Origin of the sequence: Sphingomonas sp. G-3-2-10 (assembly GCF_012927115.1) — a bacterium.
In the GTDB taxonomy this organism is placed as follows: domain Bacteria; phylum Pseudomonadota; class Alphaproteobacteria; order Sphingomonadales; family Sphingomonadaceae; genus Sphingomonas.
Window position 1 is genome coordinate 188,857 of sequence record NZ_JABBFY010000001.1, and the last position, 14,322, is coordinate 203,178.

Annotated in this window: 10 protein-coding genes; 3 read left to right on the forward strand and 7 right to left on the reverse strand. The window is 67.5% G+C overall.

Annotated elements, in window-relative coordinates; genetic code table 11:
* Positions 1–882 carry a LysR substrate-binding domain-containing protein gene (locus tag HHL13_RS00995; protein WP_169553925.1) on the reverse strand — a complete coding sequence of 294 codons (882 nt, stop codon included), beginning with the start codon at positions 880–882 and terminating at the stop codon, positions 1–3.
* Between the two features lie 54 nt (positions 883–936).
* On the opposite strand from HHL13_RS00995, the gene HHL13_RS01000 reads away from it, so the two are divergent.
* The 3 genes from HHL13_RS01000 (at position 937) to HHL13_RS01010 (ending at position 6,238) form a co-directional block, all read left to right on the forward strand.
* Complete coding sequence (locus tag HHL13_RS01000) at positions 937–1,923, forward strand: LacI family DNA-binding transcriptional regulator (RefSeq protein WP_169553926.1); 987 nt, start codon at positions 937–939, stop codon at positions 1,921–1,923.
* A gap of 394 nt (positions 1,924–2,317) precedes the next feature.
* Positions 2,318–4,996 (forward strand): TonB-dependent receptor, encoded by a 2,679-nt coding sequence (locus HHL13_RS01005; protein WP_169553927.1) that lies wholly within the window; start codon positions 2,318–2,320, stop codon positions 4,994–4,996.
* A gap of 66 nt (positions 4,997–5,062) precedes the next feature.
* Positions 5,063–6,238: a cytochrome P450 gene (locus HHL13_RS01010; protein WP_169553928.1), complete on the forward strand. Its 1,176-nt coding sequence runs from the start codon at positions 5,063–5,065 to the stop codon at positions 6,236–6,238.
* Positions 6,239–6,467: 229 nt separating this feature from the next.
* Here the strand turns inward: HHL13_RS01010 and HHL13_RS01015 are convergent, their stop codons facing one another.
* Genes HHL13_RS01015 through dctP form a run of 6 tightly spaced genes read right to left on the reverse strand, consistent with a single transcriptional unit; the run spans position 6,468 to position 14,322 of the window.
* Positions 6,468–8,789, reverse strand: a complete 2,322-nt coding sequence (locus tag HHL13_RS01015; RefSeq protein ID WP_169553929.1) for a 2-hydroxyacyl-CoA dehydratase family protein — start codon at positions 8,787–8,789, stop codon at positions 6,468–6,470.
* Entirely contained in the window at positions 8,786–10,033 is a 1,248-nt protein-coding gene (locus tag HHL13_RS01020) for a CoA transferase (protein ID WP_169553930.1), read from the reverse strand. The genes HHL13_RS01015 and HHL13_RS01020 overlap by 4 nt, the downstream gene beginning before the upstream one ends.
* Positions 10,030–11,163 carry a CoA transferase gene (locus HHL13_RS01025; RefSeq protein WP_169553931.1) on the reverse strand — a complete coding sequence of 378 codons (1,134 nt, stop codon included), beginning with the start codon at positions 11,161–11,163 and terminating at the stop codon, positions 10,030–10,032. The genes HHL13_RS01020 and HHL13_RS01025 overlap by 4 nt, the downstream gene beginning before the upstream one ends.
* Positions 11,160–12,170 carry a CoA transferase gene (locus tag HHL13_RS01030; RefSeq protein WP_169553932.1) on the reverse strand — a complete coding sequence of 337 codons (1,011 nt, stop codon included), beginning with the start codon at positions 12,168–12,170 and terminating at the stop codon, positions 11,160–11,162. Before HHL13_RS01030 ends, HHL13_RS01025 begins: the two co-directional genes overlap by 4 nt.
* Complete coding sequence (locus tag HHL13_RS01035) at positions 12,167–13,297, reverse strand: CoA transferase (RefSeq protein WP_169553933.1); 1,131 nt, start codon at positions 13,295–13,297, stop codon at positions 12,167–12,169. The genes HHL13_RS01030 and HHL13_RS01035 overlap by 4 nt, the downstream gene beginning before the upstream one ends.
* A complete protein-coding gene (dctP, locus tag HHL13_RS01040) occupies positions 13,294–14,322 on the reverse strand; it encodes a TRAP transporter substrate-binding protein DctP (RefSeq protein ID WP_169553934.1) in 1,029 nt (342 codons plus the stop codon). The genes HHL13_RS01035 and dctP overlap by 4 nt, the downstream gene beginning before the upstream one ends.

Consider the following 14,322-nt stretch of genomic DNA (forward strand, 5'->3'; position numbering starts at 1 on the left):
TCAGCTGAGAACCGTTCCGGCGAGGTCCCGGATGATCGCTTCGACGGTCGCGAAGGACGGCCCCTGCGGCGCATCGGCGCGGCGGCACAGGTTGATCGTGCGCCGCATCGGCTCGGGCGTCATCGGCCATGCCGCCAGCTTGCCCTCCGCCACGCCGAAGGCGACGGCGGAAGCGGGGAGAAGCGACACGCCACGGCCGCGCTCGACCAGCGCCAGCACGGCGGGCAGCGAATTGACTTCGGCGATCACGCGCGGCTCGCGTTCGGCTTGAAGGAACCATGCCGACAGGACGCCGCGCAGGATGTTGGGATAGCGGGTGACGATCCACGGGAGCGCGGCGAGCGCGGCGGGTTCGCTCGGCGGCGGTCCGGCGCTGGGCGCGGTGACGATCACCATCTCCTCGCGCGCGATCGGCTCGGCGACGATCTCCGGCCCGACCGGCGCGGAGGGGATCACCGCCATGTCGAGCAGGCCCGCGACGAGATTGCCGACCAGATCGATCGCTGAGGATTCCATCATATGGATGCGGATGCGTGGGTGATCGGCCAGCACCCGCTCGATCAGCGGCAGGCCGAGCGGCATGACCAGTGTGGGCGGCACGCCGACGGTGACGAAGGTGATCGATTGGCCATCGGCATCGCCGATCGTCAGCGCCTCGAAATGGCGGAGCAGCGTCTGAGCGCGGGGATAGAGGCGGCGGCCGGCTTCGGTCAGCGCGACTCCGGTGCGGGAGCGGGTGAACAGCTCGGCCTTCAGCTCGGTCTCGAGGATCGCGAGTTGCTGGCTCAGTGCAGGCTGGGCGATGCCCAGCGCCTGCGCGGCGCGATTGATGCTGCCCGCATCGGCAATCCGCACGAAATATTCGAGGCGTCTGGTCTCCATGTCGCGACCATCCTAGGATTGTTACATGATGCAACCAAGCACAGCCTTTCGCCGATGAGCGTTCCCAAGCTGGAGGACGTGGCGGCAAGGGCAGGGGTCTCCCCCGCGACGGTCTCGCGTTATCTCAACAAGCCCGAAGTGGTGGCCAAGGCGACCGGCGAGCGTATCCAGGCCGCGATCGTCGAGACGGGTTATATCCCCAACCTGATCGCCGGGGGGCTGGCATCGTCGAAGAGTCGGCTGGTCGCGGTGCTGATCCCTTACATCTCCAATTCGATCTTCGATGCGACGATCGAGGCGATGGTCGAGGAATTGTCGGCGGGCGACACCAATGTGATGCTCGGCCTGACCGGCGTCGATCCGGCGCGGACCGACAAGCTGATCCGAGCGGCGCTGAGCCGGCGCGTCGATGCGATCATCACCACCGGCGAGATGACTGCCGAGCATCAGGCATTGCTGCGCTCGTCGCGGACGACGGTGCTGCAGATCTGGGATTTCCCCGCCGATCCGATCGACATCGCCATCGGCTTCTCACACGTCGATCTGGGCCGCGACATTGCGCGGTTCCTCCACACGCGCGGCTATCGCCGGCCCCATGTCATCACCGCGGCGGGCAGCCGGGCGAAGCTGCGGCGCGACGGCATCGTTTCCGAATGGGCGGTGCTGGGCGGGGAGGGCATGACCGAGGCGAGCGTGCCGATCCCGTCGCGGTTCGGCTATGCGCGCGGCGCGTTCGCCGACATGCGGCGGCTGGAGGAGCGACCCGACGTCGTGGTGTGCGGATCGGATTTCCTTGCAATGGGCTTGATCGTCGAGGCGCAGGCGGCAGGGCTGAAGGTGCCCGAGGATCTGGCGGTGATGGGCTTCGGCAACAGTTCCAACGCCGGCGAGATGCGGCCGACCATCACATCGGTCGATATCGACGGCAGCCGCATTGCGCGCGAGGCGATTTCGGTGATCCGCCGGCGGCTGAAGGGCGAGGACGTGCCCGAACGGCGAATCGATGTCGGCTTCCGCCTTATCGCGCGCGAGAGCGCCTGAACCCGAAATCCTCCCCCGGAGGCGGAGGTGGCAGCGTAGCTGACCTAGGGGGCTTGCCCCACGCGATATCGCCCGCGGCGTCCCCTTCCACCGTTTCGCGGTCCCCCCTCCCCCTCCAGGGGGGGGAATTTCCGTTCGTTGTCTCCATAAAAGGTTATTTGATAAAACGGTTGTACATTCCCACTAAAAATGCTTTCTAGCATAACAAGCGCTGCCGAGGCTCCGTCAGATGAGTCCCGAGCGCGAGTGGAGGATGTCAGGAAATGGCGTTGCCCGAATCCCGTTTGCGTCTGCGCGTTGCGCCGGGCCGCGGTATCGGCGCTGCCGCCGGGCATCCCTCCATCGCCAATCCGGCGCTCCTCGACGGAGCGACAACGGTAATGGGAGGGACTGAATGAAGCCGATCCGTATCGCCGCACTGTGCGGAACCGCCTTGCTTTCGCTCGGCTGGAGCGTCGCCGCTCAGGCGCAGGATGCACCTGCCGCCGAAGAAGCAATCACCACCGATGAACCCGTCACCGAACTGGTCGTCACCGGCAGCCGCCTGCGTGGTGCCGCGCCGGTCGGCTCGACCGTCACCACGCTGGGCCGCGAGGATGTCGAGATGTCGGGTGCGGTCAGCACCGATCGCCTGATCCAGCAGCTTCCGCAGGTGTTCGATCTCGGCGTATCCGAGAATTCGCGCGGGCAGGGCGGCGGCAGCGGCAACATCGCTTATGGCAACACGATCAACCTGCGCGGCATCGGGCCGTACGCCACGCTGATCCTCGTCGATGGTCACCGCGCAGTGAACAACAGCCGCGCATTCGAACCTTCGGTGATCCCGACGCTGGGTCTGGAGCGTGTCGAAGTCGTCGCGGACGGTGCGTCGGCGATCTATGGTTCGGACGCGATCGCTGGCGTGGTCAATCTGATCCCGCGCCGCTCGCTCGATGGCGTCGAAGCGACCGCGCGCTATGGCGCCGGTGCGGACTTCAACGAATCCCAGTTCGGCCTCGCCATCGGCAAAAAGTGGGAAACCGGCCAGGTAATGCTCGCCTATGAGCGCGTCTATCGTTCGAACCTGAACGGCGACGATCGCGACTTCTTCCGCTCGGACCAGCGCGGCTTCGGCGGCAACAATTATCTCGTCACGCGCTGCGCCCCCGGCACGCTTCGCGCCGGCGGCGTCAGCTATGCGATGCCGGGCCAGCTGACCCAGGCCAATGCCGGATCGCTGGTGGCGGGCACCACCAACACCTGCAACGATCTGATCGGACAGGACCTGTTCCCGTCGCAGCGCTACAACTCAGTCAACGGCACATTCACCCAGGAAATCACGCCCTGGCTGACCGTGTTCGCGGACGGCTTCTATTCGAAGCGCGAATATGAGCGGCTGCCGGCTTATTTCAGCTCGACGCTGACGGTGCCGCAGACCAACGCCTTCTTCGTGCGCCCTGCGGGCTTCGTGGGCACCAGCTATACGATCGACTACAACTTCATCAACGATCTGCCCCGCGACGTTTCGATCGGGTCGGCGACCAACTGGCAGGTGACGCCGGGCGTTCGCGTGAAGCTGCCGCACGACTGGCAGTTCGAAGCGCTGGTCACCTATGGCGAGGGCAACGACCAGTCGGATCAGGTCCGTGGTCTCAACGCGACCGCGCTCAACGCCGCGCTGGCGAGCAGCAATCCGGCGACCGCGTTCGATCCCTATGGCCTCGGCCGCACGTCTCCAGCGACGCTGCTGGCGATCAGCAACTTCGTGACGCTTTCGCCCACGCTCAACGAGTTCGTCGGCTATGAAGCACGCATCAACGGCGCGCTGTTCAGCCTGCCGGGCGGCGATGTGAAGCTGGCCGCTGGCTATGAAGGCCAGGAGATCAACACCCATCTGGGCAGCGCGCGCGGTGCGGCGGGGACGCCGATCACCTTCCGCCATTTCCAGCGCCGGGTGGACTCGGGCTATGCCGAGCTGCTGATCCCGATCTTCAGCGGGCTGAACGCGACGCCGGGTTTCCAGAAACTCGAAATCAACCTTGCCGTCCGTTACGACAAGTATAGCGACGTGGGCGACACGACGAACCCCAAGTTCGGGGTGAACTGGTCGCCGTTGAAGGGGCTTACCCTCCGGGGCAGCTATGGCACCTCGTTCCGCGCGCCGCTGATCTCGCAGATCTACGGCAACTCGAACAATCTGTTCGGCCAGACCTACCAGAACCCTGCCGGCGGATCGCCGCTGACCGGCTTCGCCTATTCGGGGCCGAACCTGAACCTCGCGCCGGAAGAAGCGACCACCTGGTCGATCGGCGGCGACTGGGACGTCACGCCCAACCTGCGGGTCAGCGCGACCTACTGGAACGTGGAGTACATCAATCAGGTCGACAGCTACCTCTCCGATCTGGCGATCCTGACGCGTGAATCGCAGTTCGCGGGCACCGGCATCATCCTGACCGGCACAGCGGCGCGGGATCGCGTGCTGGCGCTGCTGGCATCGGGCGTCACGCTGGCGCGTGGCACCTTCCCGGGCGGCGATCCGAACAATGTGACGCTGTTCATCGACGGCCGGAACAACAATCTGGGCCAGTCGAACACCAGCGGCATCGACGCCACCGTCAACTGGCGGATCCCGACCGACAATCTGGGCACCTTCACGCTGAACGCCAGCGGCACCTATCTGACCAACTTCAAGACTGCCGTCTCGCCGGCGGGCACCCCGGTCGATCGCCGGAACACGCTGTTCTATCCGCTGACCTTCAAGGCGCGGGGCAGCATCGCATGGGATATCGACGCGATGCACGCGCAGGTGACGGTCACCCATGTCGGCGGCTATCGCAACACTGCGGTGACGCCGAACCAGAATGTATCGAGCTTCACCCCGGTCGATCTCATCCTCGCCTTCGATCTGGGCGAGATGGGGGCCCCGCGCGCGCTCGAGGGGATCACCCTGGGCATCGAGGTGCGCAACATGTTCGACTCCGGCCCGCCCTATGTGAACCTCGCCCCCGGCGTGAACGGCGGCGGCGGCTATGATCCGTCGGCGGCCAGCCCGATCGGGCGGGTGATGGCGGCGTCGATCCGCGCCAAGTTCTAAAGGGTCTCCCCTCGCGAGGCGCGTCTCCCCTTTGGGCGCGCCTCGCTTCTTTTGGAGTATGCGTAGATGACGGTCGAAGCGGCGGACTGGGATCCCAACCTCAACAAGACCGTCGAGGACCGCGCCGCCGAATATGCGCGGCTGCGTCGCGGATGCCCGGTCGCGCTGGGGCATGACGCCTGGGGCGCCGACCGTTTCTGGGGCATGATGCGCTATCAGGACATCGTCAGCGTCGTCCGCAATCCCAAGACCTTCGCCAACGGCACCGCGCGGCTGGGCATCCGCCGGATGCCGCTGGAAAGCGATCCGCCCGAGCACAGCCAGATCCGCCGCCTGCTCAACCCGCTCTTTTCGCCGCGCGCGATGGCCGAGCGCGAGCCGCTGACCCGTGGCGTCGCGGCGGAATATGTCGACGCCTTCGTGAATGCCGGCGGCGGCGACGCGATCGCTGCGATCGCCCGTCCGATCCCCACGCAGGTGCTGCTGATGTGGCTGGGCCAGCCGCGTGAGGATTGGGAGCAGATCAAGGCGTGGGCCGATGCGGCGCGTCCCCAGCAGGTGCTGAACGAAGCGCATGGGCAGCGCATCCACGATGCCGAACAGGCTTTGTGGGACTATAGCTGGGCGATGGCGCGCGATCGTCAGGCGAATCCCCGCGATCCGGCGATCGATCCGGTCACTGCGATCCTCAGCGGGACGCTGGATGGCGGTCCGATGCCGGAGGAGCATGCGGTCGGCATGGTCCGGCTGGTGCTGGCGGCGGGACATGATTCCACGTCGCAGGCGGTGGGGATCGTGCTGCATTTCCTTGCGACCCGCCCGGAGATTCAGGCGCAACTGCGCGCCGATCGCTCGCTGATCCTGAAGGGCGCGGAAGAGATATTGCGGCTTAACAGCCCGGTGGTGGCGATGCCGCGCACCGTGGCCGAGGATACCGAATTCGGCGGCCGTCAGCTGTGCAGCGGCGAGCGGATGATGCTGTTCTGGGCCTCTGCCAATCGCGATCCCGAAGTGTTCGAGGATGCGGAACGCTTCCGCCTCGACCGCACGGGCAAGCCGCACATGGTGTTCGGCAACGGCATCCACAGCTGCGCCGGCGCTCCGCTGGCCAGGCAGGAGATCGTCGCGGTGGTGAACGAGATGTTCGACCGGACGCGCGGGTTCGAGCTGGCGGGCGAGCCGAGCTTGCAGCCGATGCAGCAATATGGATTCGCGACGCTGCCGCTGCGGGTGAACCGATAAGGAAATCCTTTGTTTTCGGGGGGTTGGCGCAGCCGTGGTTGACACGGTTGACACCTATATCGGGAAAAGACGCTTTCCCCCGAAATCCGATGCTGGCGAGGATGTCAAAGAGCGGTTCCGGGTTGCGGAGCGCCTTGAGCCAAGCAGGTGGAATCCAACATTGCAAGTCACATGCGGGCGTTGCGCCGAGAGTGAGCCAAATTCCTTCTCCCGCAAGGGGAGAAGGGGTTTAGGCGGTCACCCCCAGCCGCTTCGCGCTCATCTCGGCCGCCGGGCCCTCGAGGAACGCCACGACGCGGCGGTTCAGATCCTCCTCCGCACCCGGATCGCGGACATAATTGTCCATATCCAGCTCCAGCACCGGGATCCCGGCTTCGCGCAGGGCGCGCAGGACCAGCGGGTCGGCGTCTGACAGGGCCATCGCGCCATCGACCTGATGCAGCAGCGCTTCCTTGACGTTCCACGCGCCCGCCCAGGTCGCCATGCGCAGTTCGTCTCCCATCGTCACGAAGCGGGCGGCGAGGGCGCGGAGCGGGTCCCTCCCACGGTCATGGCGGCGGATATAGCCGTCGGCGGCGAGGCTGAGATACATCGAGCAGACGAACACCGCGCCGTGGCTCTCCTCCCAGCGCTGATAGAAACCCATATCGCCCCACACGCCGCGCCCGACGAACATCAGGCGGATACGCTCATTGGGACAGGCGGCGTCACCATCGGCGGCGCGCTGGACGACTTCCTCGTAAAAGTCCTTCGCGGCGTCGCGGCCCCATAGCGTCCCGCGATGCCATTGCGGCACCATCGTCGCGGGCATCTGATCGACGACGCTGATCGGCGCGGGGACGGTGCGGGCGACGAGATCGCGGGTTTCGCGGTAGTAGTCCTCCTGCTCGTTGACGAGATCCATGACTTCGGCGAGGCGGGCGGGATCGAAGGCCTTGCCGCTGATCTGCTCCAGCTCGGCGATGGCGATCTTCAGCTCGGCTTCGAACAGGTCGAGCCGTTCGCCTTCGATGAAATGATCCCAGTCCTCGGCGAGGCCGTCCCACCAGTCGATGGGGATTTCCCAGCGGCAATCGACGGTGCGCTGGAAGCATTGCAGCTTCGCGGCGGTCAGGTCGGACCATGCTTCGAACAGCTTGGGCCCGGCATCGGTGTGGAGGACGACGCCCAGCACGTCGGGCTGGGGCAGACCGCCCCAAGGCGCCTTTTCGGCGTCATGGTCGAGCGCGGCGGCGGCGCCCTGTGCGCTATAGGCTTCGGCAGCAGGCGGCAGGCCGGCGGCGGCGAGCAGGGTGGCGTAGCGGGCGCTCTGCTGCTTGGCGGCGACGATCGAGGCCCACCATTGATTGACCACGAACGGGATGCCGAGCGCGCGGAGCATTTCCTGCGGCGAATTGGCGTTGACCGCGGCGAAGGTATCGCCGGCGGCGGCCTGGGCGCGGATCTCGGCGAACCAGTCGCGCTGATAGGCGCCGAACCGGGCGATGGCCTTCAATGACTTGCGGCTGCGCGGCGGGGGAGCGGGGCGGGCCCCCTTCGGCGCTTCCGGGGCGGGCGCGGGGGGCTCGGGCGAGATGGCGAAGCCGGTGCCGTGCGGGACGGCGGCGGCGATCGCTTTCGTTTCCCATGCGGCGGTGTCGGCATTGTCGCCGTGATAATGGACCACCTTGTCGGGGCGGGTTTCGGCGATGCGGGCGGCGAGGCGTTCGCCGCGCTCGCGGCTTGAGGCGAAGCAGCCGGCGCTGGGCGAGAGTGTCCAGCGGGCGATGTCGGTCAGCGGGGCGAGGCGGGATTCGCCCCAGCCATGATCCTCGCCGATGACGGTGCCGTGTTCAGCTTCGATGGCTTCGATCTCGGCCAGCGTCTCGATCTCGACGCCGCTCAGCAGGACGCGGGGGCCGTTTGGCTCGCGGGCTTCGACTTCGGTGCGGACTTGCGGGAGCAGGCCGAGCAGTTCGGCGGGCGAGAGCGTCGCGGCGGCGGCGAACAGGGCGTGGGCTTCGGTGCCGGTCAGGCGTGGGCGCAGCGCGTTGAGGGCGCGGAGCCCGGCGCGGATTGCTTCGCCGGTGGCGAGAGCACCGGAATCGGGTGTGCCGCCGAGGCTCGCGAGCCATGCCTGGGTCTGGGCGAGGCGGGTCGCGTTGTAGCGATGGGTCGGCTCGCGATCGATTACCAGCAGGTCGAGGAACGCGACCGGGGGCAACGCCATCGCGCCGCAGCGGCCGAGTTCGCGCAGGGTCGCGAAGATCTGGGGCTGGTCGGCATCGGCGTGCGAGATCAGGATCGCGTCGCCTTGGGGAATCGCGGCGATGGCTGCGAGCAGGGCAAGCCCGCGCTCGGCCATGTCGGCCTTGCCGACCAGCGCGTCGATGGCGGTGCGGTCGTGATTGCCGGGGACGAGGCGCACCGGCGCGAGGCCGTGCATATCGACCAGCTCGCGCGGGATATCCCAGCCCAGCGTCCACACCACGCGCTTGCCCGCCGCGCGATGCTCGGCGGCGATGCTCTGAGGATCGCGGGCGGCGGCGAGGATGCGATCGAGCGCGCTCATGCGACCACGCCGGCGGCGGTCAGTGCGGCGAGCTTGGCATCGTCATAGCCGAGGATGTCGCCATAGACCGAGCCGTTATGCTCGCCGATCGCGACCGGCAGCACATCGTCGAAGCCGGTGCGCGCGCCCGAGAAGCGGATCGGGATTCCGGCGGTGCGCAGTTCGTCGCCCGAGGGGTAGGCCGGATGCGAGATGGCGTTGGTTTCCTCGCGCGCGACGACGCGGGGGTCGACCAGCGCATCTTCGGGATGGCGGACTTCGGCGACGGGGACGCCTTCGGCTTCCAGCTTGGCGACGACTTCGGCCAGCGGCAGGGTGCGCGACCAGGCGTTGATGCGCGCCTCGAGCTGGTTGGCGTTGGCGACGCGGCTGTCGCGCGTGGCATAGGCGGGATCGTCGATCAGGCCGGGTTCGCCCATCGCGCGGAACAGGCCGGCGGCGAGCTTCTGATGCACCGCGACCACCGCGACATAGCCGTCGGCGCATTCGAACACGCCGAAGGGGGAGAGGCGCTGGACCGTGAGACCGGTACGCGCAGGCATGTCGACCGCGCGCATCGCCGCCCAATTCTCGATCGCGACGAATGAAGTGAGCGCGCCGAGCATCGAGACGTCGACATGCTGGCCGACGCCGGTGCGGTGACGCTGTTCGAGCGCGGAGAGGATGCCGATCACCGCGAAGACCGGCGCGAGCATGTCGGCCATCGGGATGCCGATGCGGACCGGGGGATGATCGTGCTCGCCGCTGGTGTACATCGCGCCGGAAAGGGCCTGGATGACGATGTCCATCGCCTTGCCGTCGGGCGCGTCGGCGCCGAAGCCGCTGAGCGAGGCATAGACGATGCGCGGGTTCACCTCGCGGGCGAAGTCGTAGCCGACGCCGAGGCGGTCGGCGGTGCCGGCGGTGAAATTCTCCACCACGATATCGGCGGTACGGACCAGATCGGCGAAGACTTGCTTCGCCTGGGGGTGCTTCAGGTTCAGTGCGACGCCGCGCTTGCCGCGTGCGCGGGTGAGGTGCGAGATCGAGATATCGTCCTCGTGCCGTCGCTCGATCACCACGCCGTCGCGGCCGACATAGGGACTGTTCTCGCGCGCGAGGTCGCCGCCCTTGGGGTCCTCGACCTTGATGACTTCGGCGCCGAGGCCCGCGAGCAGCAGCGTGGCGTAAGGCCCTGCCAGCGCGCGGGTGAGGTCGATGACGCGCAAGCCTTCGAGCGGGCGGGGATTGGTGGGGTCGATCATTGGAGGCCCAGTTCTTTCAATATGTCGTCATTGTCGGCGCCGGCGATCCGTGCCGCGCGGGGCGGGACGGGGGGCGTATCGGAGAGGTGGATCGGCGAGCCGATCTGGCGGACCGGGCCGCCTTCGGACTCGACGGTGATCGCCATGCCGCGCGCGATATTGTGCGGATCGGCCAGCGCTTCCTCGATGGAGGAAACCGGCGCGAACTGCGTGTCGGCTGCGCCGAGCAGCGCGAGCCAATGCGCCAGCGGCTTCTCGGCGAAGGCAGTTTCGAGGAAGGCGCGGATGCCCGGGCGGGCGGCCTTGTCGTTCTGGAGCGGCGCATAGTCGGGGCGGCCCATCGCTTCGCAGAAACGCTGCCAGTAGCGCGGCTCCATGTCGGTGGTGACGAGGAAGCGATCGTCGGCGGTGCGGTAGATGCCGATATCGGCGCGGTGGCGGCCGCGCGGCGGGGCTTTCGACAGGTCCGGGTTGCGCGAGATGACGTTGCCGATCAGCGCCATCGCGCTGTCCGACATGGCGATGTCGACCGCCTGACCCCGGCCGGTGGTGGCGCGGGCGAGGAGAGCGGCGAGGATGCCGATGACGGCGTTCGATCCGGTCAGCAGATCGGCGGCGGGGACGCCCGCGAAGCCGGGGGCGTCGGGATCCTCGCCGATCCGCGACAGGGCGCCCGCGACGGCGAGGGCGACGGGATCGTGGCCGGGCTTGTCGCGGTAGGGACCGGTCTGGCCGCAAAGGGTAACCGAGGCATAGACGAGGCGCGGGTTGAGCGCGGCCATCGGTTCGTAGCCATAGCCCATGCTGGCGAGAACGCCGGGGCGGTAATCCTCGACCAGCACATCGGCGCGGCGGACCAGTTCCTCGAGCACCGGGCGAGAGGCGTCTGCGCCGGGATCGATCAGCAGGCTGCGCTTGCCGCGCGCGAACACGTCCTGCGCGCGGATGCGGGCGCGCTCGGCCTCGGGCAGCTTGTCCCAGCCGAATACCTGCGCCTGCTTGGCCAGTTCGCGCGGATGCTCGATGCGGATGACTTCGGCGCCGAGATCGGCGAGCAGCCAGGTGCAATAGGGGCCGGGGAGGAACTTGGAGAAGTCGACCACCCGGATGCCGGCGAGGGGGCCGTTCATGGCCCGACCTCCCGGAAGAGGGGGCCGGGGATCTTGACGGTCTTTCCGGCGACGGTGGCTTCTTCCCACAGGCCGCGCGCGGCGAGATGGTCGCTGGCCAGCACATCCTCGACTTCGCTGATCGCGGAGAGGCCCATGCCGTGTTTGTTGGAGAGGATGGTCAGCGTGGCGCGGTCCTTGGTGGCGAGCCAGGCTTCGACCACCGACTCCCAGCGCTGAAGGATTTCCTGCGGCATGTCGGCGACGAGGATCGCGTCCCAGTCGACCTCCGCCAGTTCGCCGGCCATGCCGTCCTCGGCCATGCGCGCGACGGTGGCGCGCATCATCGGCTGGTTGTCGACCAAGGCCCAGGTGACCCAGCCGTCCTTCGCGCGCCACACCTGGCGTACGCCCGACTTGCCGCGGATCAGGAGGTTACCGGTGCGGGTGCCGACCTTGCCGTTCCACTCCCATGTCAGCGGCTCGCGGTAATTGGCGAGCACGGCCGAGCGATAGGCCGAGACCTGCGCCTGCTGGCCAAGCCCATCGGCGGCGCGGGCGTGGAGCGCGGTGAGCGCGGCGATGGCGCCCTGAATGCCCGCGAGCGCCCAGGCCTGACGGCCGGGCAAGGTGAGCGGCGGGCGGCCGGGATCGCCGACGATGGTCATCAGGCCGGATCGGGCCATCAGCGTCAGATCGGTCGCCGGGCGGCCGTCATTGGCGCGGCCTGCGTCGAAGGGGAGGATCGCGACGTCGATGAGCTTCGGGTTGCGCATGGCCAGTGCTTCGGGGCTGAGTTCGGGCGGGCAGGCTTCGGGGCCGCGAAAGACGATATCGGCGGCGTCGATCAGGTCGAGCAACGGGGTGTCGCTGGTCACCTTGCCGTGCTGGTCCATCGCCAGTTCGGCGGCATCGCGTTCGGACGTGCCGGTCGTTACGACTTCAGCGCCGAGCCGCGCGAGCAGGGCTCCTGCGTAGGCGCCGAGATCGCGGGTGAGGTCGACCACCCTGATATGGCTGAGCATCATGCGAGGACTCCTTCAGCGGCGAGGCTCGCGACTTCATCGGCGCTCATGCCCAGAAAGCCTTCGAAGACATGGGCGTTGTGCTCGCCCAGCTTGGGTGGCGGGGTGACCTTTATCTCGGAGCGCGAGAAGTGCGTCGGCGGGGCCGGCATCTCGCAGCTGCCCAGCACCTTGTCGTCGATGCGAACATAGTGACCGCCCTCGGCCAGCTCCGGATCGGTGAAGACGTCGCGGCCGTCGAACACCGCTTCGGCGGGGATGCCGGCAGCGGCGAGGCGATCGGCGACGGCGTGCTTGTCCTGCGTCGCGGTCCAGCCTGCCAGGTCCGTCCCCCCGGTCAACTGCGCCAGCGCTGCGGCGTCGGTATCGTCGCGGATCGCCACGGCGACCCACTGGTCATGCCCGCGCGCGGGATAGACGCCCTGCCGGATCGTCGGAGACTCATTGCCGCGCTTGGGCGAGGGCGAAAGCTGCTCCTGCACCAGCACGTCGCCGAGGATATGGACCAAAGGCTCGACCTGCGAGACGTCGATATGGCGGCCCACGCCGGTCACCCGGCGATGTTCGAGCGCGGCGAGGACGCCCATCGTCGCGAACATCGGGGCGATCACGTCGCCATAAGCGAAGGGCGGCATGTGCGGCGGCGTTTCGGGCCAGCCCGACAGGGCGGCGAGGCCGGAGAGCGCGGCGGCGCTGTTGCCATAGCCGCGCAGGTCCGACATCGGGCCGGTGCGACCCGCGACGCTGACCGAGAGCATGATGATCTCGGGGCGCTTCGCACTCAACGTCGCGTAATCGAGGCCGAGGCGTTCCATGAAGCCCTTGCCGAAATTCTCGACCACCACGTCGGCCCAGTCGGTCAGCCGCTTCGCGATTTCCACGCCGCGCGGATCGGCGAGGTTGATCGTCACGCCCAGCTTGCTGGTGTTGGTGATCGCGAAGAAGGCCGATCCGTCGGGGTTGCGCTTGCCGTCCTTGAACGGGGGGCTCATCCGGCCGAGGTCGAGCCGCTTGGCGCTTTCGACCTTCACCACCACCGCGCCGTGATCGGCGAGGTCCTTGGTCGCGCGGGGGCCGGCGCCGACCCAGCTGAAATCCGCGATCTTCACGCCTTCAAGGGCTTGCGTCATTTCGGGTCTCCGCAACCGGCGGGAACGCCGTTCTGGACAAGCTGGGCAGCGCGATTGGCCATGCCGGGGCCATCGACGCCGAAGGGTTCGAGATACTTCGCGATGCGGAAGGCGTTGTCGCGATAGAGCGCGTCGAAGCGCGCCTGATCGGCGGCGGGCATCGGGATGATGTTCAGCCCGGCTTCCTTCGCATAGTCGAACCCGTCGATCAGCGCGCGATCGATCGAGGCGACCATCGCGTCTTCCCACACCTTCTCGCTTTCGATGAAGATCGCCTTGTCGGCGTCGCTCAGGCGGTTCCACACCTGCATCGACAGCGCCCGGCCCGGATAGGCGCCGCGCGGGATCTTGATGGTCGAGAAATATTTGCCGACGTCCGCGAGGTGCATCGAGCGCAGCGCGTCGGCGGGGGCAACCACGCCGTCGATCACGCCCTTGGCCATCGCCGGATAGACTTCGGCCATCGACATGTTGACCACATCGACGCCGAGCGAGCGCAGCACGTCCGCCGTGTCGGCCTGGGCGCGCAGGCGCAGGCCCTGCAAGTCGGCGAGGCTGCGGATCGGCTTGTTCCGCGTGAGGATGCCAGGGAAGTTGCCGCCCTGCACCGCGAGCACGCGCAGGCCCTTAAGCTCGGCGTTCATCGCCGGAAATTCCTCGGCGAGGCAGCGATAGACCGCGATCTGCTGACCGATATCCTTCACGCCCGAATAGAAGCTGGGCTGGATCCGCTGGGTATGCGCGCTGCGGGCATACATCGGCGTGACCATGCCGATGTCCGCGACGCCGTGGCGGATTTCGAGCATGTTCTCGTTAGACGAGAGCAGATGCCCGCCCCAGTGCGGGTGGATCTTGATCCGCCCGCCGGTCTTCGCCTCGATCCACTTCATCCAGATGATGTCGGCGCGGCTGAAGGGGTGGGTGGCGGTGTAGGGGCTGGCATAGCTCAGCACCTGCACGTTCGGATCGGGCGTGCCGCAGGCCGAAAGGGTGAGCGCGGCAGCAAATGCGAGGAAGCGCTTCAT

Excerpts from the sequence above, each read along its gene's own strand:
- HHL13_RS00995 (WP_169553925.1), bottom strand. The coding sequence starts at position 882 with ATGGAGACCAGACGCCTCGAATATTTCGTGCGGATTGCCGATGCGGGC.
- HHL13_RS01000 (WP_169553926.1), top strand. The coding sequence starts at position 937 with ATGAGCGTTCCCAAGCTGGAGGACGTGGCGGCAAGGGCAGGGGTCTCC.
- HHL13_RS01005 (WP_169553927.1), top strand. The coding sequence starts at position 2,318 with ATGAAGCCGATCCGTATCGCCGCACTGTGCGGAACCGCCTTGCTTTCG.
- HHL13_RS01010 (WP_169553928.1), top strand. The coding sequence starts at position 5,063 with ATGACGGTCGAAGCGGCGGACTGGGATCCCAACCTCAACAAGACCGTC.
- HHL13_RS01015 (WP_169553929.1), bottom strand. The coding sequence starts at position 8,789 with ATGAGCGCGCTCGATCGCATCCTCGCCGCCGCCCGCGATCCTCAGAGC.
- HHL13_RS01020 (WP_169553930.1), bottom strand. The coding sequence starts at position 10,033 with ATGATCGACCCCACCAATCCCCGCCCGCTCGAAGGCTTGCGCGTCATC.
- HHL13_RS01025 (WP_169553931.1), bottom strand. The coding sequence starts at position 11,163 with ATGAACGGCCCCCTCGCCGGCATCCGGGTGGTCGACTTCTCCAAGTTC.
- HHL13_RS01030 (WP_169553932.1), bottom strand. The coding sequence starts at position 12,170 with ATGATGCTCAGCCATATCAGGGTGGTCGACCTCACCCGCGATCTCGGC.
- HHL13_RS01035 (WP_169553933.1), bottom strand. The coding sequence starts at position 13,297 with ATGACGCAAGCCCTTGAAGGCGTGAAGATCGCGGATTTCAGCTGGGTC.
- dctP (WP_169553934.1), bottom strand. The coding sequence starts at position 14,322 with ATGAAGCGCTTCCTCGCATTTGCTGCCGCGCTCACCCTTTCGGCCTGC.